Annotated in this window: 18 protein-coding genes; 11 read left to right on the forward strand and 7 right to left on the reverse strand. The window is 69.6% G+C overall.

What is annotated here, in order from left to right; all coding sequences use genetic code 11:
* The first annotated feature begins 130 nt into the window (after positions 1-130).
* The 3 genes from ACWF82_RS15715 (at position 131) to ACWF82_RS15725 (ending at position 5,074) form a co-directional block, all read left to right on the forward strand.
* Positions 131-2,728 carry a ComEC/Rec2 family competence protein gene (locus ACWF82_RS15715; RefSeq protein ID WP_452501710.1) on the forward strand — a complete coding sequence of 866 codons (2,598 nt, stop codon included), beginning with the start codon at positions 131-133 and terminating at the stop codon, positions 2,726-2,728.
* Positions 2,688-3,659, forward strand: a complete 972-nt coding sequence (holA, locus tag ACWF82_RS15720) for a DNA polymerase III subunit delta (protein ID WP_452501712.1) — start codon at positions 2,688-2,690, stop codon at positions 3,657-3,659. Before ACWF82_RS15715 ends, holA begins: the two co-directional genes overlap by 41 nt.
* Positions 3,660-3,781: 122 nt before the next feature.
* Positions 3,782-5,074 (forward strand): LCP family protein, encoded by a 1,293-nt coding sequence (locus tag ACWF82_RS15725; RefSeq protein WP_452501714.1) that lies wholly within the window; start codon positions 3,782-3,784, stop codon positions 5,072-5,074.
* Between the two features lie 6 nt (positions 5,075-5,080).
* Here ACWF82_RS15725 and ACWF82_RS15730 read toward each other — a convergent pair whose 3' ends face one another.
* On the reverse strand, positions 5,081-5,329 hold the full coding sequence (locus ACWF82_RS15730) for a hypothetical protein (protein WP_452501715.1): 249 nt from the start codon (positions 5,327-5,329) through the stop codon (positions 5,081-5,083).
* A 100-nt stretch (positions 5,330-5,429) separates the two neighbouring features.
* Positions 5,430-5,690: a 30S ribosomal protein S20 gene (rpsT, locus tag ACWF82_RS15735; protein ID WP_019045815.1), complete on the reverse strand. Its 261-nt coding sequence runs from the start codon at positions 5,688-5,690 to the stop codon at positions 5,430-5,432.
* A 260-nt stretch (positions 5,691-5,950) separates the two neighbouring features.
* On the opposite strand from rpsT, the gene ACWF82_RS15740 reads away from it, so the two are divergent.
* From ACWF82_RS15740 to ACWF82_RS15755, 4 genes are all read left to right on the forward strand, one after another.
* Positions 5,951-7,618 (forward strand): circularly permuted type 2 ATP-grasp protein, encoded by a 1,668-nt coding sequence (locus tag ACWF82_RS15740; RefSeq protein WP_452501716.1) that lies wholly within the window; start codon positions 5,951-5,953, stop codon positions 7,616-7,618.
* Positions 7,619-7,623: 5 nt separating this feature from the next.
* Positions 7,624-8,601: an alpha-E domain-containing protein gene (locus ACWF82_RS15745; RefSeq protein WP_379305013.1), complete on the forward strand. Its 978-nt coding sequence runs from the start codon at positions 7,624-7,626 to the stop codon at positions 8,599-8,601.
* Positions 8,598-9,440 carry a transglutaminase family protein gene (locus ACWF82_RS15750; RefSeq protein ID WP_452501718.1) on the forward strand — a complete coding sequence of 281 codons (843 nt, stop codon included), beginning with the start codon at positions 8,598-8,600 and terminating at the stop codon, positions 9,438-9,440. Before ACWF82_RS15745 ends, ACWF82_RS15750 begins: the two co-directional genes overlap by 4 nt.
* Positions 9,441-9,506: 66 nt before the next feature.
* Complete coding sequence (locus tag ACWF82_RS15755; RefSeq protein WP_452501720.1) at positions 9,507-10,280, forward strand: aquaporin; 774 nt, start codon at positions 9,507-9,509, stop codon at positions 10,278-10,280.
* A gap of 60 nt (positions 10,281-10,340) precedes the next feature.
* Here the strand turns inward: ACWF82_RS15755 and ACWF82_RS15760 are convergent, their stop codons facing one another.
* The gene (locus ACWF82_RS15760; protein ID WP_379305007.1) at positions 10,341-10,892 is read right to left on the reverse strand and encodes a type II toxin-antitoxin system PemK/MazF family toxin; all 552 of its coding nucleotides are present in this window, start codon (positions 10,890-10,892) and stop codon (positions 10,341-10,343) included.
* Between the two features lie 105 nt (positions 10,893-10,997).
* On the opposite strand from ACWF82_RS15760, the gene lepA reads away from it, so the two are divergent.
* Positions 10,998-12,845, forward strand: a complete 1,848-nt coding sequence (gene lepA / locus ACWF82_RS15765; RefSeq protein ID WP_452501722.1) for a translation elongation factor 4 — start codon at positions 10,998-11,000, stop codon at positions 12,843-12,845.
* A gap of 3 nt (positions 12,846-12,848) precedes the next feature.
* On the opposite strand, the gene ACWF82_RS15770 is transcribed toward lepA, so the two are convergent.
* The 3 genes from ACWF82_RS15770 to ACWF82_RS15780 are packed head-to-tail and all read right to left on the reverse strand — an operon-like array spanning position 12,849 to position 15,213.
* Entirely contained in the window at positions 12,849-14,111 is a 1,263-nt protein-coding gene (locus ACWF82_RS15770) for a HAMP domain-containing sensor histidine kinase (RefSeq protein WP_452501724.1), read from the reverse strand.
* Entirely contained in the window at positions 14,108-14,800 is a 693-nt protein-coding gene (locus tag ACWF82_RS15775) for a response regulator transcription factor (protein WP_452501726.1), read from the reverse strand. The genes ACWF82_RS15770 and ACWF82_RS15775 overlap by 4 nt, the downstream gene beginning before the upstream one ends.
* 35 nt (positions 14,801-14,835) lie before the next feature.
* A complete protein-coding gene (locus ACWF82_RS15780; protein WP_452501728.1) occupies positions 14,836-15,213 on the reverse strand; it encodes a hypothetical protein in 378 nt (125 codons plus the stop codon).
* A gap of 280 nt (positions 15,214-15,493) precedes the next feature.
* Between ACWF82_RS15780 and ACWF82_RS15785 the strand changes: the two genes are divergently transcribed.
* Positions 15,494-17,374, forward strand: a complete 1,881-nt coding sequence (locus ACWF82_RS15785; RefSeq protein WP_452501729.1) for a hypothetical protein — start codon at positions 15,494-15,496, stop codon at positions 17,372-17,374.
* Positions 17,375-17,445: 71 nt separating this feature from the next.
* The gene (locus tag ACWF82_RS15790; protein WP_452501730.1) at positions 17,446-19,248 is read left to right on the forward strand and encodes a hypothetical protein; all 1,803 of its coding nucleotides are present in this window, start codon (positions 17,446-17,448) and stop codon (positions 19,246-19,248) included.
* Positions 19,249-19,251: 3 nt separating this feature from the next.
* Here ACWF82_RS15790 and ACWF82_RS15795 read toward each other — a convergent pair whose 3' ends face one another.
* Positions 19,252-21,222, reverse strand: a complete 1,971-nt coding sequence (locus ACWF82_RS15795) for a glycoside hydrolase family 15 protein (RefSeq protein WP_452501732.1) — start codon at positions 21,220-21,222, stop codon at positions 19,252-19,254.
* Positions 21,223-21,340: 118 nt separating this feature from the next.
* Here ACWF82_RS15795 and ACWF82_RS15800 point away from each other — a divergent pair, with 118 nt between their 5' ends.
* The gene (locus ACWF82_RS15800) at positions 21,341-21,610 is read left to right on the forward strand and encodes a hypothetical protein (protein WP_452501734.1); all 270 of its coding nucleotides are present in this window, start codon (positions 21,341-21,343) and stop codon (positions 21,608-21,610) included.
* Positions 21,611-21,780: the final 170 nt, after the last annotated feature.

The following is a 21,780-nucleotide window of genomic DNA, read 5'->3' on the forward strand; positions in this document are numbered from 1 at the left end:
AATGCCCGGCATCGGTCGTTCCCGCACCAACCTTCGGGGTCGGGTCGGTTCTCGGGCGTAGTGCGGCACGTGACGATGGTCCGGGCGCGAACCCGGCCGGCGAATGAGGGCGGCGCCGCGCGAAGAGGAGATGGTGGAGGAGCCGGAGCGGCTGGTTCTCGATATGCGGCTGGTGCCTGCCGCGCTCGGGTGCTGGGTTGCGACGATCGTTGCGGTGTCCCTCGGCTGGGTCGTGGGTCTGGTCCTGGCGGTCGGTGCCGTGGTGGTGGCGATCGGGTTGTGGGTCGTGTTGTTGTGGGCGATCGCGCACCAACGGGAGCGGTGGCGAGTCGTCGCGGTGGCGGGGCTGGCGACGATGCTGCTCGCGGCGGGCTTCGGGGCGGCAGGGGCGTGGCGTGAGTATCACGTGCAGTCGCACCCGCTGCGGGAATCGTTCGGGCGGTCGGTGACGGTGCTGGCCGTTGTCACCGATGACGCGAAACCGATGCGGGCGGGCGGGTTCGGTGGGCAGCGGCGGTGGATTGTCCATGCCGGGCTGCGCGAGTTCGGTGGCGGTGCGTCGACGATGCGGGCGGGTGGGGCGGTGGTCGTCCTCGCTGGTGGTGACGAATGGGCCAGCCTGTCGCCTGGACAGGTGATCCGGTTCCGGGCCCGGGTGAGTGAACCGAATCGCGCGGATCTGACCGTGGCGACCCTGAACGCGGTGGCCGATCCGGAGCTCGTCGGCACCCTGCCGTGGTGGCAGCGGCTTGCCGCGGACGTGCGGGCAAACCTTGTCGAAGCAGCGGGGCGAGCGCTACCGCCCGCTGCGGCAGGCCTGCTACCGGCACTAGTCGTCGGTGATACCTCCGAACTGTCCGACGATGTTCGCGATGCGTTCGAAATCGCAGGCCTGCAACATCTTTGTGTGGTCAGTGGTGCAAACTTCACGATCTTGCTGACCGCGTTGCTTGCTCTCACCCGGCTGCTCACAGCGGGCCCGCGTACCAGCGCCGCGGCCGCCGCCGGAGTGGTCGTCGTGTTCGTCGTCCTCGCGCGCCCCGACCCGAGTGTGCTGCGCGCGGCGGCGATGGGCTCGGTGACGGTGCTCGCTCTGCTCACCGGTCGGCGCAAACAGGCGCTGCCCGCGCTCGGTGCCGCAGTCGTCGGATTGCTCGGTGTGGCACCCCAATTGGCGGTGAGCGCGGGATTCGCGCTGTCGGTCCTGGCCACCGCTGGGCTGATCCTGCTCGCGCCGAGCTGGGCGGATTGGCTGCGGGCGCGCGGGTGGTGGCGTGCGCCCGCGGAGATCGTCGCGGTGTCCGCGGGGGCATTCGTCGTGACGTTGCCACTGATGGTCGCGCTGTCGGGGCGGGTGAGTCTCGTGGCGATCATCGCGAACGCACTCGTCGCACCGGTGGTCGGGCTCATCACGGTGCTCGGGGCAGTGGGCGCGGTCCTCGCGTGCGTGTGGGACGACGCGGCGGTGTGGGCCCTCTGGTGCGCACGCCCACCGCTGTGGTGGTTGCTCTCGGTCGCCGACTACACGGCCGCGGTACCCGGAGCCACCGTCACGGTGCCGTCGGGCCCGACCGGAGGACTGGTCGCAGCGGCGATCGTCGTCACCATCGTGGCGGCCCTGCGCTGGTCGAAGACCCGCAGGCTACTCGCTGTCGGAGCACTCGGCGTCTCCGTGGTGCTCGTCCCGGTCCGGCTGTGGCAGCCCGGATGGCCGCCCGACGGCTGGGTACTGGCCATGTGCGACGTAGGCCAGGGAGACGGACTCGCCCTCTCGGTCGGACCCGGCGCGGCGGTGGTCATCGACACGGGCCCCGACCCCCGCCCGATCCGCCGCTGCCTCGACCGCCTGCACATCACCCACATCCGGCTCCTGGTCCTCACCCATCCGCACGCCGACCACATCGACGGCCTGTCCGGCGCACTCCGCGGCCGCACCGTCGACGCCATCGCAACGGCGCCCGGCGAGCTCAGCGCCACCAGCGACTGCTGCCCGGACGACGGGCATCGTCACACCCCACCGGCGCCTACCGTCCGTCCACACCACTCCTCCGAGAATTCGGACCAGGCTGTCGCGCAGCGGCGTTCGGCTGATCGCGGCACCGAGTCCGGTGGTGTCGAGCGGGTTGTCGAGATCGCGAAGTCCGGCCGGATCCCGCTGATGGAACTTCATGCGGGGCATGTGCTGACCTTTGGCGCAGTGGAATTGGCGGTGCTCGCACCGAGCCGGGAGGTTCCATCCTCAGTGGCGTTGGACGAGGCCAACGATCGGTCCCTCGTGCTGAAGGCGCGGACCGCAGTGGGCACGATCTTGTTCACCGGCGACATCGAGACCGCCGCACAGTCCCGCGTCCTGCGCGACAACGACGTCCGTGCCGACATCCTCAAAGTGCCACATCACGGATCCCGCACCACCACACCGGAATTCCTCCGAGCAGTCCGGCCACGCCTGGCGTTGATCAGTGCCGGAACCGACAACACGTTCGGTCATCCACACCCCACGATCACCGCTGGGTTGGACACACTCGGCGCCACCATCGCCCGGACCGACCGCCACGGTGATGTCATCGTCCTCGGCACCGCTGCCGACCTACGGACGGTGACCTCCCGCCGTCGGACCCGCGGCGGTGACGTTCGGCTCGGGGACCGCGGGCGATCCGCCTGTCGGTGGCCGAACGTAGGATCGCCTGGTGAGCGAACGCCCTGCCGCGGTACATCTGGTTCTCGGTGACGAGGAGCTGCTGGTCGAACGCGCCGTGGCGCAGGTGACCGGGCAGGTGCGGTCGGGTGCGCCCGATCCGGAGTCGGTGCCGGTCGACCGGCTGCGCGCCGGTGACGCGAGCACCGCCGAGCTGGCGGAGTTGCTGAGCCCGTCGCTGTTCGCCGAGGATCGGGTGATCGTGCTCGAGTCGGCGGCCGAGGCCGGCAAGGACGCGGTCGCGGTGATCACCGACGCCGCGGCCGACCCGCCCGCCGGGGTGGTGCTGATGGTGCTGCACTCGGGCGGTGGCCGGGCCAAGGCGCTGGTGCCCGCGCTGCAGAAGCAGGGCGCGGTGGTGCATGAATGCGCCAAGCTCACCAAAGCCTCCGAGCGGATGGAGTTCGTGCGCGGCGAGTTCCGGGCGGCCGGTGTCCGGGTGGCCGCCGACGTGGTGCAGGTGCTGATCGAGTCCGTCGGCTCGGAGCTGCGCGAACTCGCCGCCGCCTGTTCACAATTGGTCGCCGACACCGGCGGCAAGGTCGACGTGAACGCGGTGCGCCGCTACTACTCCGGTCGTGCCGAGGTCACCGGCTTCGACGTCGCCGAACTCGCCGTCGCCGGCGATCGCCCCGCCGCGATGGAAGCCCTGCGCTGGGCCACCGACCGCGGCGTACCGCACGTCCTGCTGGCCGACGCCCTCGCCGACTCCGTGCACACCATCGCCCGCGTCGGTTCCGCAGGCCGCGGCGACCCGTTCAAACTCGCCCAGCAACTCGGCATGCCCCCCTGGAAAGTCAAGAAGGCCCAGGCCCAGTCCCGTGGCTGGAACCCCGCCACCATCGGCACCGCCCTCCAGGTGGTCGCCACCCTCAACGCCGACGTCAAGGGCGGTGCCGCCGACGCCACCTACGCCCTCGAACACGCCCTCTCCCGCATCCTCGACCTCCGCGCCGCAGGCTGAACCCCGCCGCCCCTGATCGCACAGCGGGAGCACCCCTACGACGCGACACGCCGTGCCGCCATGTAATCGGGACCGAATCGCGATGTCAGCCCGCTCTCGGAGCTGGCACAGTTGATCATGACATGGATGACCCGACGGTGAGCCGGACCGGGGAGCGCGGGCCAACTCGACGCGCTCGTGATTCGGCGGGCTGGTGGGTCAGAGGCGTGGTCAAGGGCGTGGCGGCCGGTCTGTCGGCCGTGGTGGTCGCGGTCACCGCGTACGGGTGGTCCACCGCGGGCACCTTCGACGCGGGGTTTCTGCGGTCGCAGGCCATCGAAGACGACGCGCCCCATTCGCTGGGTGGCGATCTCAACATCCTGTTGATCGGGCTGGATACCCGGCGCGATCAGAACGGCGACGAGCTGCCACGCGAGGTGCTCGACCAGCTGCATGCCGGTGACGGGGACGAGGGCGGGTACAACGCCAATACGCTGATCCTGGTCCACATTCCGGCCGCGATGAACAAGATCGTCGCGGTGTCCATCCCGCGCGACAACTACGTGCCGGTCAGCGGCATCCCCGGCTACACCCACGCCAAGATCAAGGAGGCGTACGGGTTGAAGAAGGCCGCCGTGCAGGACCAGCTGATCGCGCGCGGCGTCACCGATCGGCGGCGGCTGGAACAGGCGGGACGGGAGGCGGGGCGGGCCTCGATCGTGCGGACCGTGCGTGAGCTGACCGGCGTGCCGATCGACCGGTTCGCCGAGGTCACTCTGGGGGGCTTCTACGATCTGGCCGCGGCGCTCGGCGGGGTGGAGGTGTGCCTGAATCATCCGGTGCGCGACCTCGAGTTCTCCGGCGCCGACTTCCCCGCAGGCCGCCAGCATCTGGATCCGGCGCAGGCACTGGCCTTCGTGCGGCAGCGGCACGGACTGGAGAACGGTGACCTGGACCGGACGCACCGGCAGCAGGCCTTCCTCACCTCGGTGGCCCGGCAGCTGCGCCGCGCCGGCACCCTCACCGACCCGGGGAAGCTGGGACAGCTGATGGACGTGGCGCACCGCAATATCGTGCTGTCGGAAGGCTGGAACATGACCGAGTTCGTGCGCACCCTCGGCGCCGCGAAGAACCCGCAGGTCGAATTCCGCACGCTGCCGGTCGTGCGCTACGACGTCGTCAACGGCCAGGACGTGAACATCGTGGACCGGCAGGCGATCCGCCGCGAGATCGCGGCCGCGTTCGGGATGCCCGTCCCCATCGCGACGACGACCCGGCGCACGGCGGCGCGGACGCAACCATCCGCCGCGTGGCCGGGCGAAACATCCACGGGTGTCCGGCGGACCAGCACGACCGAGCCGGTGTCGGGGACTCCCGACGCGGGCAAGCCGGTCCGCAGCGACATCACCTCGGGGCAGATCCCCTGTGTGAACTGAACCCGATCAGTCGCCGACGACGGCGGCGAGCTGCTCCTCGTCGTCCTCGAGGTCCTCGTAGCGGCCCTCCCACTCGTCGTAGAGCGGGACCTCGTCCTCCCTGGTGACGATCCACGAGGCCGTGAAGCCACCGTCCTCGTCGGGCACCATCACGTTCTCGATCTTGAGACCGATCCCCAGGATCTCCGCAGCGCGGATCACCTCGGCCAGGTCATCGCCTCGTACCACCGTCTGATTCGCGTACACCGTCAACATGCGCGGAATGGTAGCCGACGACAAAAGCCGCCGTGGTCATCGAGGCCACGGCGGCTGCGTCTTGCGAAGTATTGCTGAGCGGGTACCAGGCCCGCTCCGATCAGATCTTGTTCAGAGCCAGCGCGAGCGCGGACTTCTTGTTGGCCGCCTGGTTGGCGTGGATGACGCCCTTGGAAGCGGCCTTGTCGAGCTTGCGGCTCGCGAACTGCAGCTGCTCGGCAGCCTTTTCCTTGTCACCGCTCGCGGCAGCTTCACGGAAGTTGCGGATCGCGGTGCGCAGCGCGGACTTGACCGACTGGTTGCGCTTGCGCGCCGCCTCGTTGGTACGGATCCGCTTCATCTGGGACTTGATGTTGGCCACGCCTGTATCCTCTGGTTTCCTGTCGCTGGGTGGTATGCCTTGAAAGCTCGTCGGGCGCGCGCCCACGATGCAGCAGATGGTGCTGAACTACGGGTAACACCGCGCCGAAGATCGAGGTTACCAGCTCGGCACCGCCGGGCGAAATCGGGCATCGACCGCGCCGTCGTGCGCCCGAGGCGGATTTCACCCGTTTCAGGTGATGCGAGAAATTTACCTGTGTCTCACACGGCCTCGCTCCCGGGTGATGCACAGTTTTTCTCATGACCTCCACCACAGCGCCGAGTACGGCTCGATCCGCATCACCGGCGTTGGTGCGAACGAACGGTCACCCGGTACACACCGGTTTGTTCGAGGGGTACGGTCCGGGCCGCTTCGCCGACGCCTTCGACGAGATGTTCGACGCGGCGGGCCGGGTGCGGGCTCCGTACAGGGGCATCCACGCCGCGATGGCGGCCAACGACGTCGGCGATCTGGCCAAACGCTCCGACGCGCTGGACCGGGCGTTCATCGACCAGGGCATCACCTTCTCACTGTCCGGGCAGGAGCGGCCGTTTCCGCTCGACCTGGTGCCGCGGGTGATCGCGGCCGCGGAATGGGCCAAGCTCGAACGCGGCATCAAGCAGCGGGTGACCGCGCTGGAGTTGTTCCTGGCCGACGTCTACGGCGAGCAGAACATCCTGCGCGATCAGGTGATCCCCAAGCGGCTGGTCACCTCGTGCGAGCACTTCCACCGCGAGGCCGCGGGCCTGGTCCCGCCGAACGGGGTGCGCATCCACGTCTCCGGGATCGACCTGGTGCGCGACGAGCGCGGCGACTTCCGCGTGCTGGAGGACAACCTGCGCTCGCCGTCGGGGGTGTCCTATGTGATGGAGAACCGGCGCACGATGGCCAGGGTCTTCCCCGATCTGTTCTCCTCGCACCGGGTGCGGGCGGTCGGCGACTATCCCGCCCATCTACTCCGGGCGCTGCGGGCTTCCGCGGCGCCGAACGAGGCCGACCCGACCGTGGTCGTGCTCACCCCCGGCGTGCACAACTCCGCCTACTTCGAGCATTCGCTCCTGGCCAGGCAGATGGGCGTGGAACTGGTCGAGGGCCGCGACCTGTTCTGCCGCGACAATGTCGTCTATATGCGGACGACGGCGGGTGAGCGGCAGGTCGACGTGATCTACCGGCGGATCGACGACACCTTCCTCGACCCCATGCACTTCCGGCCGGACTCGGTGCTCGGCATCGCCGGCGTCCTCAATGCCGCCCGCGCGGGCAATGTGGTGATCTCCAGCGCGGTCGGCAACGGCGTCGGTGACGACAAACTCATCTACACCTACGTGCCGACGATCATCGAGTACTACCTCGGTGAGAAGCCGATCCTGCCCAATGTCGACACCTTCCGCTGCTGGCTCGACGACGAACGCGCGGAAGTGCTCGACCGGGTCGGCGAGCTGGTGGTCAAACCGGTCGAGGGGTCGGGCGGCTACGGCATCGTCATCGGGCCCGACGCGACGCCGCGTGAGCTGGAGACGATCAGGCGCAAGATCAAGGCCGACCCGCGCGGCTGGATCGCCCAGCCGGTGGTGCAGCTGTCCACGGTGCCGACCAAGATCGGCAACGACCTGGCGCCCCGGCACGTGGACCTGCGCCCGTTCGCGGTCAACGACGGCGAGGACATCTGGGTGCTGCCCGGCGGGCTCACCCGGGTCGCGCTGCCCGCGGGCTCGCTGGTGGTGAACTCCAGCCAGGGCGGCGGCAGCAAGGACACCTGGGTGCTGGCGGGCCGCTCCGGCCCGGTCGACCGGGAGCTGGCGGGCCCGGAACTGGTGAGTGATCCGCCGCAGGCCGATTCGTTCGAGATCGGCCGCGAGCTCAGCGCGCCGCAGGCCAATCAGCAACAGCAGCAACAACAACAGACGCAGCGGCTGATCGGGGAATAACACACATGCTTGCTCGTAACGCCGAATCCCTCTTCTGGATCGGCCGATACGTCGAGCGCGCCGACGACACCGCGCGCATCCTCGACGTCGCCGTGCACCAGCTGCTCGAAGACGCCACCGTCGACGCCGACCGGACCTCCCGCGTGCTGTTGAAGGTGCTCGGCATCGAACCGCCCGATGGCCTGCGCCTTGACGTGTGGTCGGTGACCGATCTCGTCGCGTTCAGCCACGACCACGGCGTCTCGATCAGCGACTCGATCGGCAAGGCCCGCGAAAACGCCCGTGGCGCACGCGAAGTCACCTCCAGTGAGATGTGGGAATGCCTCAACGCCACCTACAACGGGCTGGCGGCGGCGGAGAAGGCGGCGCGCGGCCTCGGCCCGCACGAGTTCTTCTCCTACATCAAGGACCGGGCCGCGATGTTCACCGGACTGACCGACTCGACGCTCTCGCGCGACGACGGCTACCGGTTCCTGCTGCTCGGCCGGTCCATCGAACGCGTGGACATGATGGTGCGCCTGCTGCTCTCGCGCGCGGGCGACCGCACCTCCTCGCCCGCCTGGGTGACGGTGCTGCGCTCGGCGGGCGCCCACGACACCTATCTGCGCACCCACCGCGGTGCGCTCGACGCGGCGAGGGTCGCCGAATTCATCCTGATCGACCGGCTTTTCCCGCGCTCGGTGTTCCACACGCTGCGCGTCGCCGAGGCCTGCCTGACCGAGCTCGACCAGCGGCCGGGCAGCCGCGTCGGCGCGCGGCACGAGGCGCAGCGCGTCCTCGGCCGGGCCCGCAGCGAACTCGAATTCCTGCCGCCCGGTGTGCTGCTGGAGGACCTGCAGAACCGGCTGCTCGCGCTGCAGAAATCGTGCCGCGAGGTGAGCGAGGCCGTGTCCCGCCAGTACTTCCATGCCGCACCGTGGGTGGCGTGGACCGATGTGCGCAGCAGCTCCGACGGGCGCGTGCAGGTGGAGGGGGAGCTGTGAGTTGGCGAATCAGGGTGGTGCACACCACCGGTTATGTCTACGCCGCGCCGGTGACGCGGTCGTTCAACGAGGCCAGGCTGACCCCGCGCGCGGACAGCAGGCAGAACGTGATCCTCAATCGCGTCGAAACCGTGCCGGCCACCAGGTCGTATCGCTACACCGACTACTGGGGCACCGCGGTCACCGCGTTCGACCTGCACGCGCCGCACACCGAACTGGAGGTCACCGGGTCGTCGGTGGTGGAGACCGAACCGTTCGCCGAACCGACCGGGGAACTGACCTGGGACGAACTGCGCGGCGGGCGGATCGTCGATCGCTTCGACGAAATGCTCGGCCCCACCGCCTATGTGCCGCGTGACCGCAAGCTCGCGACCGTCGCCCGGCAGCTCGCCCGCGGGGAGGAGCCGGCCAAGGCGGTGGTGCGCGCCGCCGAGTGGGTGCACAAGGAGATGGACTACATCGCGGGCACGACGTCGGTGCACACCTCGGCGGTGGAGGCCTTCGGCGAGCGGCGTGGCGTCTGCCAGGACTACGCGCATCTGACGCTGGTGTTGTTGCGCAGCATGGGAATTCCCAGCCGGTACGTCTCCGGGTATCTGCATCCGAAGCCGGGGGCTGGGATCGGCGAGACGGTGGCGGGGCAGTCGCATGCCTGGGTGGAAGCCTGGACCGGGCAGTGGTGGGGCTATGACCCGACCAACAATCTGGCCGTCAACGAGCAGCACGTCTCGGTCGGCGTCGGCCGCGATTACGCGGATGTGCCACCGCTGAAAGGGGTTTTCTCCGGCGGCGGCTCGACCGACCTCGAGGTCGTTGTGGAGGTCACCCGCCTGGCGTAATGTCCAGTTCGCTCGTGCGGACCCCGCTCGCCGCGGGGATGATTCCTCCCGGAGAGGTGGTGGCCGATGCCCACTGCACAGGAACTCGTCGAACCCGAGGTCGTATCCGAGCCGAAGAAGTGGGCCGCCGAAGGACTCGGCACCTTCATCCTGGTGATCTGTGGCGTCGGCACGCTGGTGCTGGCAGGCGACCGGGTCGGTTCGCTCGGCGTCGCCTTCGCGTTCGGTCTGTCGCTGCTGTTCCTCGTCTACGCGATCGGGCCCATCTCGGGATGCCACGTCAACCCGGCGGTCACGCTCGGACAGCTGCTGCTCGGCCGGATCTCGGCAGTCGGCGCCGCCGGGTATGTGATCGCCCAGTTGATCGGCGGCTTCCTGGCCGGGCTCGTGCTGTTCGCCCTGGCCAAGAATTTGCCCGCGTACGACCGGTCGGTCGACGGGCTCGGCGCCAACGGCTGGGGCCCGCACAGCCCCTCGGCGGTGCGCGGTCCGCTCGGTGAGGTCGTCGTCCAGAACGGTTACGGCCTCGCGGCGACCATCATCGTCGAGGTGATGCTGACCGCGCTGCTGGTGTTCGTTGTGCTGGCCTCCACCGACCAGATCTCCGATGTCCCGCTGGCCGGGCTGTCGATCGGTGTCACCCTCACGGTGATCTACCTGGTCTCGCTGCCGATCGACAACACCTCGGTGAACCCGGTGCGCAGTCTGGCGGTGGCGCCCTATCAGGACGGGGCGATGGGTCAGGTGTGGGTGTTCGTCGTGTTCCCGCTGGCCGGTGGCGCGCTGGGGGCGCTGATCTACGGGTTGATCTTCGGGCGGTCCAGGGACGTGCTGAGCTAGCAGGCGGCGAACGACGAAACCCCGATCCGGCACGCACCGGATCGGGGTTTCCTGTTGTGTTCAGCTCCAGCTGTATTCGGCGACGAGCCGGTGCGCGACCAGGTCGAAGGTCTTGCGCTCGACGATGGCGCCCTCGCGCCGGATGCCGTCCTCCGGCACGTCGAGCACCCGGTCCAGCCGCACCCAGCTGGGACGTCCGTCGTGGTCCCACGGACCCGAGCCGATCCCGACCCAGTTGCGGTCGTGCGCGCGTTCGGCTTTGGACGACAGCATCAGCCCGAGCAGGGTCTTGCGATCGCGCCCGACGACCAGCACCGGCCGGTCCTTGCCGTTGGACGGGTCCTCCTCGTAGGGCACCCAGGTCCACACGATCTCGCCCGGATCGGCGCGGCCGTCGAGCTGCGGGCAGTAGACGATCTGCCGGGCCCGGTGGGCGGTGGGAACCGGCGTCGACGCGGTCGGGCGGACCGCGACGGCGGGTTCCGGCTTGGCCGCCAGTGCCGCCACCAGCTTCTCTAGCAGCCGCGGCCCCTGCTTGCGCACGATCTTCGGTCCCTGCTCCTTGGCGATGACGCCGAGTTGCTTGCCGAGAGTGTTCCAACTGCTGGCCATCCCTGAAATATAACGGTGACTCGCGCTTCGGTGCACCGGTGACAGGGGGGCGATTCGGCCCATGGGACGATAGACGCAGTTCGCCGATACCCCTCGAGGAGTGGAGTGGCTTCCAGTTTTGCCGATACGACGTTCACCGATCCGTCCCGGATCCGGAACTTCTGCATCATCGCGCACATCGACCACGGCAAGTCGACCCTGGCCGATCGGATGCTGCAGCTCACCGGCGTGGTCGAGGAGCGGGCGATGCGCGCCCAGTACCTGGACCGGATGGACATCGAGCGTGAGCGCGGCATCACGATCAAGGCGCAGAACGTGCGCCTGCCGTGGAATGTCGACGGCGAGGACTATGTCCTGCACATGATCGACACCCCGGGCCACGTCGACTTCACCTACGAGGTGTCGCGCGCGCTCGAGGCCTGTGAGGGCGCGATCCTGCTGGTCGACGCCGCCCAGGGCATCGAGGCGCAGACGCTGGCGAATCTGTACCTGGCGCTGGAGAAGGATCTGACGATCATCCCGGTGCTCAACAAGATCGACCTGCCCGCCGCCGACCCGGACCGCTACGCCGCCGAGATCGCCCACATCGTGGGCTGCGAGCCCGACGACGTGCTGCGGGTGTCGGGCAAGACCGGCGTCGGTGTGGCCGAGCTGCTGAACAAGGTGATCGCCGAGGTGCCGCCGCCGGTCGGTGACGCCGACGCCCCGGCCCGCGCCCTGATCTTCGACTCGGTCTACGACACCTATCGCGGCGTGGTCACCTACGTGCGTGTGGTCGACGGCAAGCTGACCCCGCGGCAGAAGATCAAGATGATGTCCACCGGCGCGCAGCACGAGCTGCTCGAGATCGGCATCGTCTCGCCCGAGCCCAAGCCGACCCAGGGTCTCGGCGTCGGCGAGGTGGGCTATCTCATCACCGGTGTGAAGGACGTGCGCCAGTCCAAGGTCGGTGACACCGTCACCACCGCGCGCGACGGCGCCACCTCGGCACTGGCCGGCTACCAGGAACCGCGCCCGATGGTCTACTCGGGCCTGTACCCGGTCGACGGCTCCGACTACCCGGATCTGCGTGACGCGCTGGACAAGCTGCAGCTCAACGACGCGGCGCTGACCTACGTGCCGGAGACCTCGGTGGCGCTCGGCTTCGGTTTCCGCTGTGGCTTCCTCGGTCTGCTGCACATGGAGATCACCCGCGAGCGGCTGCAGCGCGAGTTCGGCCTCGACCTGATCTCCACCGCGCCCAACGTGATCTACCGGGTCGAGATGGAAGACAGCACCGAGCACATCGTCACCAACCCGTCGTACTGGCCCGAAGGCAAGGTGCGCAGCACGTTCGAGCCGGTCACCAAGTGCACCGTGATCGCGCCGAGCGAGTTCGTCGGCACCATCATGGAGCTGTGCCAGAGCCGCCGCGGCGAGTTGCTCGGCATGGACTACCTGTCGGAGACGCGCGTGGAGATGCGCTACACGCTGCCGATGGCCGAGATCATCTTCGACTTCTTCGACTCGCTCAAGTCGCGGACCCGCGGTTACGCGTCGCTCGATTACGAGGAGGCGGGCGAGCAGTCGGCCGCGCTGGTGAAGGTCGACATCCTGCTCCAGGGCGAGGCTGTCGACGCGTTCAGTGCCATCGTGCACAAGGACGCCGCCCAGGCCTACGGCAACAAGATGACCACCAAGCTGCGCGAGCTCATCCCGCGTCAGCAGTTCGAGGTGCCCATCCAGGCCGCGATCGGCTCGAAGATCATCGCGCGCGAGAACATCAGGGCGATCCGTAAGGACGTGCTCGCCAAGTGCTACGGCGGTGACATCAGCCGTAAGCGCAAGCTGCTCGAGAAGCAGAAGGAAGGCAAGAAGCGCATGAAGACCATCGGCCGGGTCGACGTGCCGCAGGAGGCCTTCGTGGCCGCGCTGTCCTCGGACGCGGCGTCGGACAAGCCCAAGGGTAAGTAGCCCTCAGCCCGGTTCGGCGGTGACGCGCACCAGCAGGCGCGTCCCGCCGAGCGGGCTTTCGGTGAGTTCGGCGGTGCCGCCGTGTAATTCGGCCTGCTGACGGACCAGGGCCAGACCCAGACCCGAACCGGGGGAGCCCGGGCGTTTGGCGAAACGGTCGAAGGCGGTGGGGGACAGGTGCTCCGGTATGCCCGCGCCGTTGTCGTCGATGGTGATCTCGATCCCGTCGGGGCCGGTGCTCGCCGCCACGGCGATCTCGGTGGCGTCTCCGTGCAGGACCGCGTTGGCGACAGCGTTGGTGACGATCAGCATGATGCCGCCGGGCAGGCCGGTCATCGGGACCGGGTCGCAGGCGGTCAGGGTGATGTCGACGCCGGGTTGCGCGCGCCGGGCGTTCTGGACGGCGCGATCGAGGGTTTCGCACAGCTCGAACGGTTCGAACGCGTCCGTGCCGGTCAGCTCGCCGACGGCGAGACGTTCGAGATCGGTGAGTGTGCGCTCGATCTGGCGTTCGGCGGCCAGGACGTCGGCGAGGACGGCGCCGCGCTGGTCGGTGGGGAGGTCGTCACCGGCGAGGACCTGCAGGTCGGTGCGCATCGCCGTGAGCGGGGTGCGCAGTTCGTGCGCGCAGACCGCGGCGAAATCGCGGGCGCCTGCCAGTGCCTGCCTGGTCTCGCCGTGCGCGGTCTCGAGCCGTGCCAGCATCCGGGTGATCGCGTCGGAGAGTTCCTCGGCTTCCCTGGCGCCGCGGCCCGACAGCGGTGGGAGCTCGTCGAGGGTGTCGATCTCGTGGGTGGCGGTGGCCAGCCTGCGCAACGGTCGCGCGGCGAAACCGGCCAGCACCCATCCCAATCCGGCGGCCACCAGCACACCGGCGACGCCGATGCCGAGGCCGATCAGCTGGCTGCGGGTGATCGCCGCGCCGACCAGGTCGCGATCGGGATTCAGCCGGACCAGCAGGCCGGGCGCGCCCTGGACCTGAGCCAGCGCGGGGTCGGTCGGCACGGTCATCGGCGGCCCTGGCAGCGCGGTGGCATCAGGGAACGGGCGCATATCCGTCGGCACCGGAATGGGCAGGGCGGGAACACCGTCGAGCCGCTCGGCCACCTGGACGTGCATCGTCGACACCGTCTGATCGAGCTGCCGGGTGCCCGCCACCTTCAGCAGTGCCGCGTAGGTGAGCCCGAGGGTGATCGCCACCAGCGCGGCGACCACCGCCGACACCACGGCCACCCGCATCCGCAGCGACCACGACCCGGTGCTCACGGGCGCTCGCGCAGGACGAATCCGACGCCGCGCACCGTGTGCACGACCCGCGCAACGCCGCCGGTCTCGAGCTTGCGCCGCAGATACGAGACGAACACGTCGACCACATTGGTATCGGTGGCGAAGTCGTAACCCCAGACGGCGGACAGGATCTGCTCGCGCCCGAGCACGATGCCCACATTGTCGGCGAGCATCGCCAGCAGCTCGAACTCGCGTTTGGTGAGCTCGACCTGCCGCCCACCCGCGTGCACCCGATGGCCGGCCAGATCGATGTCCACCGCGCCCACCCGTACCGTCTTGCCCTGCGGCACAGCGGTTGCGGCACTGCGGCGCAGCAGCGCGCGCAGCCGGGCGACCAGCTCGCCCAGGTCGAACGGTTTGGTGAGGTAGTCGTCGGCGCCGCGCTCGAGCGCCGCGATCCGGTCGCTCACCGCGCTGCGGGCGCTGAGCACGCAGATGGGGATGTCGTTGCCCATCGCCCGCAGGGCGGTGACCACGCCGACGCCGTCGAGCTCGGGCATGTTCACGTCGAGGACCATGGCGTCGGGCGCGGCGGAGCGCACCAGGGCGAGCGCTCGCGCGCCGTCACCAGCGGTGACGACGTCGAAGCCCGAGAGTTCGAGGCCGCGCCGCAGCGACGCCAGCACCCTGACCTCGTCGTCGACGACCAAGATCTGCTGTCCGGTCATCTGGCCACCCTAGTGCGATCCATCGTTTCTCCTGGTCAGCGCACGTGCGGCGGGCGGATCACCACGACGCCACCCGGCGCGTCGGCGCGCTCGCAGTCGGCAGGCAGCTCGACGCTCGGGTCACCCGGCCGCGCGGGCAGTGCGGGCAGCGGTGTGGCGGGCTCGCCCTCGAAGTGCTCGAGGTGGATGCGCGCTCCCGGTGCCACCCCGTTCGGCAGCAGCGGCAGCGCGGGCACGCCGGGTGCGCCGGGCGCGGAGCAGATGATCAGTGTCTGCTCGGGCCCGATCTCCCTGGTCACAGCGGGATCGGCGGTCGCGGCGCCCGCGACGCCCGCGATGGTGCCGGTCAGCAGCGCGAAGCCGCCGACGAGGGCGACGGCGCGGGCGCGGCGGCGTTGGGTGATGACGGTCATGGTCTTCGGCTCCTCGAGTGGGATTTCGGCCGGTCGGCTCGACCGGCGAAACCGACGCTAAGCAGCCGATCTTCACGCTCCGTTGAGCAATCGTTAGAGTTCTCTTGGGATCGCGACCCCCCGATTCCACTGGGTCGCCGAAATACGTTGCTCGCCATAAGGTGGTACCAACCGTTCTGGTCGAAACGACAGTTCGGCGTTCCGGTAATAGTGTTGGATGATCTTCACTTCGCCTCGACCGTGGTGGGGGGCCGACAGTGATGCGAGTGTTGGAGCATTGATGACGCGTGATCTGGATTTCGATGACGGTGCCGCGCGCGCAGAAGGGACCGACACCGCCTACCGCGTCGCCAACGGCGTCGCCCGGGTAGCCCGGGCAGGCGCCTACGTCACCGGTGGCGCTCTGGTCGCCGCGAACGGCACCGACTCCAGCAACGCCGACAGCAACGCCGACAGCCGCTACGCGGGCTGGTCCTCGCAGGTCCCCGCCGATCCGAGCCCGGACGCGCCGAGCCCGGTCGTGACGTTCCCCGACCTCGCGGATCTGCCCGCGCCCGTGGCGCCGCACGCACCGTTCGCCGCGCATCCGCCCGCCGCGCCCGACGTCTCGATGGTCGCCCGCTCCACCGAATCCGAGTGGCGCCCAGAGATTCCCGGCTCCGACGGCGAGACCGACATCCGCATCCCCGGCGACAACTCGTCCGGCTTCGGACTCCCCGGCTACGCGCCGGTCCAGCCCGGCTTCGCCGACGACGAGGACAACCAGTTCGGCCTGCCGAACTCGCCCGGCTTCGGCCTGCCCGGCCATGGCATCGGCATCCCCGGCTTCGACGGCCTGCCCGGCAACGGTGTCGGTATCCCCGGCTTCGACGGCATCGGCCTGCCCGGCGGACCCGGCGCCCTGCCCGGCGTGGGCGGTGCGGCCGGTTCGCTGCCCGCCGACGGACCGTTCGACGGCATCGGCGACATGTTCGACGGCTTCGGTGCCATGGTGAACACCGAATGGCAGGTCGACGCGCACGTCGGCCTCGACGGTGTGTGGTTCACCTCGCAGATGAAGGTCACCGGTCAGGTCGGCCAGGTCGGCGATCAGCTCGACGACTACGGCAAGTGGCTCGGCGACGGACTGAAGGTCCCCGGCGACACCACCGGTGGCGGCATGACCTCGCCCACCGGCCCCAGCCTGCCCGGTTCCTCGTCCTCCGGTGTCGGCCTGCCCGGCACGACCACCGCGCCGTCGGGCGTTGCCCCCGCGCCTGCCCCCGCTCCCGCACCGGCGCCCGCGCTGGCTCAGACCCCCGTGACCGCGCCCGCCCCGGCACCCGCGCCGATCGCGCCGGCCCCGGTCGCGCCCGCCGCGCCCGCCCCGGTCGCCACCAGCCCGGTGGTCAGCACACCCCTGCAGACGACCATCCAGCCCGATGCCGCGTCGACGCCGATCGCCAACGTCTTCGGCGGTGCGGGCGCCGCCTCGCCGCTGACCGCGCCGGCCGCCTCGGTGCCCGCGCTGTTCGCGCCGGCCAAACCCGTTGTAATGCCGGACGTCACCGGTGGCAGCACCCCGTCGACGGTCCCGGTGACGGTGCCGTCCAAGCAGCCGACGGTCGATCTCGACACCCCGACGACGGTGAAGCTGCCCGATCTGCCCAAGCCGACGACGGCCCCCACCATGCCGGAGATCACCAAGCAGCCCCAGATCACCGTGCCGCCGACCGCGGGGAACAGTGGCACCAAGCCGACCGTCCCGGACGACGGCATCGGCACCACCAAGCCGGGCACCGGTGGCGTCACGGCGCCCTCGACCAACCCGAGCACGCCGACCGTCGACGTGCCCGACCCCACCGTCTCGCAGCCGACAGCGACGGTGCCCACCCAGCAGCCGACCGCCCCGACCCAGCAGCCGACGATGCCGACCAAGCAGCCGACCGTCGACATCGATCCGCCGACCATGGTCACCCCGCCGCCGGTGGTGACCGTGCAGCCGACCGTTGCCCCGGTGAAGCCGCCGGTCATCGACACCAAGCCGATCGCCGCCGAGTTCGATCATCAGCCCGACAGCTACCATGGCGTGTCGGCCGGACTGTTCGATTCCGGGGTTGGCGGCGCCGGTCTTTCGGCTGCCGCGTTTCCCGCCGAACATCATGGGTATGACTTCGTCTGACGACCAGGTCGTCTGACCAAATGACGTAGTCCCAGTCTCGGCCGGGCTCTGCAACGAGAGTGAGGAACAGGTTGTCTGCCGCTGCCGGACTGCAGGCCGCGACGGTGAAGCATCCGGATGTGATGGCTCCGGTCGTGTCCCTCGTCGACGAACTGCGGGAACTGGTCCGCAGCGGCGGCCGGGACGACCTCGACGCGCGGCTCGGGATGGTGCGAGCCAGGCTCAGCGACACCAGGGTTCGCCTTGTCGTCGTCGGTGAACCGCGGGCCGGGATGAGCACGCTGGTCAACAGCATGGTCGGCACCCCGGTCAGCGCGACCGACGGCAAGCCGAGCGTCCCGGTGATCGTCGAGTACGGGCCCGCGCCGGCCGCGACGCTGGTGAAGTCGGCCCAGCGCGGCCGCGTCGAACGGGTTCCCGTCGATCCGCTGAACCCCGGCCCCGCGCTGACCGCCCTCGGCGTGCTGCGCGCGGAGTTCGCCGAGCCGAGCCCGCTGCTGGCCGACGGCCTGGTGGTGATGGACGCCCCCGGCGCCGCCACCCACGAGAGCGCGGCCTGGTCGATGATCGCCGCCGCCGACGTGGTGCTCTACGCCGCCGACGCCGCCGCCGAACTGACCGAGGCACAGCTGGACTACCTGCGCCGGGTCGAGCAGGTGTGCCCGTCGGTGGTGTGCGTGCTCACCAAGATCGACCGCAACCCGCACTGGTCGCTGACCCAGCGGCGCAACCGCGCGCTGCTCGACGGCGCCGGACTGAATTTCGCGGTCGCCCCGGTCTCGGCGCTGCTGCACCGGCAGGCCGGGGAGACCGGCGACCAGCAGCGCGATATCGAGTCCGGGATACCCCAGCTCGTCGAGCACCTGCACGACTACGTTGTCGCCCAGGCCGATTCGGTCGCCGTGGCCGCCGCGGTGCGCGATATCGCCCTGGTCACCGATCAGCTCGGCATCACCCTGCGGGCCGAGGCCGACACCCTGCGCGATCCGCGCAGGCGCGCCGAGATCACCCAGCGACTCGCGGCCGCCCGCGCCGAGGCCGATCAGCTGCGTCAGCGCACCGCCACCTGGCAGGTCACCCTCGTCGACGGCAGCTCCGAGCTGAGCGCCGACATCGAACACGATCTGCGGCATCGACTACGCACCCTGGTCCGGGAGGCCGAGGCCGAGATCGCCCGCACCGATCCGGCGCGCAAGTGGTCCGATTTCGCGACCGAGCTCGACGCGCGGATCTGCGAGGCCGTCGAGGAGAACTTCGTGATGGCGCACTACCGCGCCGTCGAGCTCGCCGAGCAGGTGGCCGCGAAGTTCCCGCCGGACAACCGGACCCCGCCGCTGCCCGAGCTGCGCCTGACCAACCCCGGCGACGTGCTCGAGCCGGTGCAGCCGCTGGAGACCCTCGAAAGCGCGAAATCCAGTGTCGGACAGCAGGCGCTCTCCGCGCTGCGCGGTTCCTACGGCGGCATCCTGATGGTCGGTCTGGCCACCAGCCTGCTCGGAATGTCGCTGGTCAACTGGTATTCCGCGGGCGCAGGCGTGCTGCTGGGCGTGAACGCGCTGTGGGACGACCGCCGCAACCGCAAGCAGCGCAGGCAGTCCGAGGCCAAGGTGGCCGTTGCCCGGCTGGCCGACGACGTGATCTTCCAGGTGGGCAAGGAATCCCGCAACCGCCTGCGCACCCTGCAGCGGGTGCTGCGCGACCACTACACCGAGATCGCCGCCGAGGTGGGCCGCACCGCCGAGGAGGCGCTGCGCGCGGCCGAGGAGACCGGCCTGCGCTACGGCGACCACCGCGAACTGCGCATCACCGAGATCGACGCGGGCCTGCGCACGCTGGCCGGGCTCAGGGAACGCGCCGAGCGCCTCGCGTACTGACGCTCAGGCAGACCGGTTCGACGGCGTGTGCGCGGGCTGGAACTGACCGGCCTGGCGGGAGTCCTCGGCCCTGATCACGTGGGTCACCGCGTTGATCAGCGCCAGGTGGGTGAACGCCTGCGGGAAGTTGCCCAGGTGCCTGCCGGTGTGCGGGTCGATCTCCTCGGCGTAGAGGCGCAGCGGGCTGGCCAGGCCGAGCAGCCGCTCGCACAGCTGGGTGGCGCGTTCGAGTTCGCCGATCTCCACCAGCGCCGACACCAGCCAGAACGAGCAGATGGTGAACGTGCCCTCCTCGCCGGTGAGCCCGTCGTCGGTGGTGTCGGTGTCGTAGCGCAGCACCAGGCCGTGCACGGTGAGCCGGTCGGCGATGGCGAGCACGGTCGCCTTCACGCGGTAGTCGTCCGGCGGCAGGAACCGGGTCAGCACCACCAGCAGCAGCGACGCGTCGAGGGTTCGGCTGCCGTAGGTCTGGGTGAACACGCCGTCCTCGTCGACGCCGTTGGTGAGCACGTCCTCGCGGATCTCCTCGGCGATGTCGAACCACTCGTAGGCCCGCTCGTACTGGCCGTGCAGCTGGGCCAGCCGGGCGCCACGGTCGAGGGCGACCCAGCACATCACCTTCGACGAGGTGAACTGCTGTGGCTCGCCGCGCACCTCCCAGATGCCGCGATCGGGTTCGCGCCAGCGCGAGATCGCGGCGTTCACGGTCCGTTCCAGCATCGGCCAGAGTGATTCCGGCACTTGCTGAAGGGATTTCACGTGCAGGTACACGGCATCGAGCATGGTGCCCCAGATGTCGTGCTGGTCCTGGTTGTAGGCGGCGTTGCCGATACGCACCGGCCGCGAGTTGTCGTAGCCGGACAGGTTGGGCAGGATCTCCTCGGTGATCCGGCGTTCGCCGCCGATGCCGTAGAGCACCTGCAGGGGCAGCGCGTCACCGTTGTCGCCGGTGGTCGCGTCGTTGAGGAAGTTGAAGAAGTCGTTGGCCTCGCGGTCCAGGCCGAGGGTGTACAGACCCCACAGCGCGAAGCTGGAGTCGCGCACCCAGGTGTAGCGGTAGTCCCAGTTGCGCTCTCCGCCGGGGGTTTCCGGCAGCGAGGTGGTGGCGGCGGCCAGCAGCGCGCCGGTCGGCGCGTAGGTGAGGCCCTTCAGTGTCAGCGCGCTGCGCTGCAGGTAGCTGCGCCACGGATGGTCGGGGAAATCACCGAGCGTGATCCAGCGGCGCCAGCATTCGGCGGTCGTCCACATCTTCCTCGCCGCCTCGTCGAAGGTGGCGGGAGCGGGCAGATCCGACCAGGACAGCGCGACGAACACCGAATCGCCCTCACTCATCCGCGTGCGCGCCCGCGCCTCCCTGCCCTCCAGACCGATCCGCAGGTCGGTGGTGAGCACCAGGGACGGTCCGGTCTCGGGATGGTTCACCGATACCGCCGTCACCTCCTCGTAGACCTTGCCGGTGTATTCCCAGCGTGCGCCGCCGCGGTGATAGTCGAACGAGGGCTGGCAGCTCATCTCCAATTCGACTGTGCCGCTGACACATTTCACCGTCCGCAGCAGCATGTGCTCGGCGTCCCAGTCCATCGGGGTGCGGCGGTGGGTCTTGGAGCGGGCCATATTGTTGTGCCACGGGCCGAGGACCAGCGCGTCGCGCACGATCAGCCAGCCGGTCTCGGTCTGCCAGGTCGTCTCGAGGATCATCCCGCCCGGCAGGTACCGCCGCGCGGCGGGCACGTGCTTGCCGTAGGGCCCGATCCGGAAGTGCCCGGCGCTGCGGTCGAGGATGGCGCCGAACACGCTGGGGGCGTCGGGCCGGGGGACACACATCCACTCCACCGAGCCGCTGCTGGCGATCAGGCAGTTCGTCTCACAATCGGAGAGAAAGGCGTAGTCGTCGATCGGCGGGAAGGCACCGCGACGGCCGCTGGAGGAGACCGGGCTCAGAATCGGCAGGCTGTCGGCGCTGGAAGACTCCATACCCCATCATCAGCGCGCTGCCCGCCCTCGTCCACCCGTTGCCGCGTCGACAATGCTGTTCCGCCGGTCACAGCCACGCCGATTCGCCCGTTCACGGTCACCGACTAGTGTGGTCGGCGTGCAACGCATCGCAGGTTGGTGGGACGGCTTCGAACTCTGGGTAGCCGGGCTGCCCTTCATCCCCCAGTTCCTCGTCGTGCTGGTCGGCATGGTCCCGATCAGCTTCGCCATCGCCTTTGTGCTCGACCGCGCCCTGCGGGCGGTCTTCCGCCTGCTCGGCCGCGATGATCGCATCGAGCCGTCGATCCCGGCCGCCGTGCCGGTCACGGCCGCCGCGCCGGTACCCGTCGCCGCCGCGCGCCCGACCGTCGGCAGCGGTGCCCGCTGATGCCACGTTCCCGCGTTCAGCTCGCCCTGTTTGCCCTGCTCGTTCTCGTCGTCATCGCCTGGTTCTTCACCCGGTAATCCTGGAGCGCTGGCGCGCTCGAGTCGCGGCCCCTCCTGTCCCGCCGATCAGGCACCGTTGCTTGCTCCTTCGTCGCCTGCGCGGCGCCTGAT

Source organism: Nocardia sp. NPDC055053, from assembly GCF_053608285.1.

Coding starts and splice junctions, on each gene's coding strand:
- ACWF82_RS15715 (WP_452501710.1), top strand. CDS start 131: ATGGTGGAGGAGCCGGAGCGGCTGGTTCTCGATATGCGGCTGGTGCCT.
- ACWF82_RS15725 (WP_452501714.1), top strand. CDS start 3,782: ATGGATGACCCGACGGTGAGCCGGACCGGGGAGCGCGGGCCAACTCGA.
- ACWF82_RS15730 (WP_452501715.1), bottom strand. CDS start 5,329: ATGTTGACGGTGTACGCGAATCAGACGGTGGTACGAGGCGATGACCTG.
- ACWF82_RS15740 (WP_452501716.1), top strand. CDS start 5,951: ATGACCTCCACCACAGCGCCGAGTACGGCTCGATCCGCATCACCGGCG.
- ACWF82_RS15745 (WP_379305013.1), top strand. CDS start 7,624: ATGCTTGCTCGTAACGCCGAATCCCTCTTCTGGATCGGCCGATACGTC.
- ACWF82_RS15755 (WP_452501720.1), top strand. CDS start 9,507: ATGCCCACTGCACAGGAACTCGTCGAACCCGAGGTCGTATCCGAGCCG.
- ACWF82_RS15760 (WP_379305007.1), bottom strand. CDS start 10,892: ATGGCCAGCAGTTGGAACACTCTCGGCAAGCAACTCGGCGTCATCGCC.
- ACWF82_RS15775 (WP_452501726.1), bottom strand. CDS start 14,800: ATGACCGGACAGCAGATCTTGGTCGTCGACGACGAGGTCAGGGTGCTG.
- ACWF82_RS15780 (WP_452501728.1), bottom strand. CDS start 15,213: ATGACCGTCATCACCCAACGCCGCCGCGCCCGCGCCGTCGCCCTCGTC.
- ACWF82_RS15785 (WP_452501729.1), top strand. CDS start 15,494: ATGACGCGTGATCTGGATTTCGATGACGGTGCCGCGCGCGCAGAAGGG.
- ACWF82_RS15795 (WP_452501732.1), bottom strand. CDS start 21,222: ATGGAGTCTTCCAGCGCCGACAGCCTGCCGATTCTGAGCCCGGTCTCC.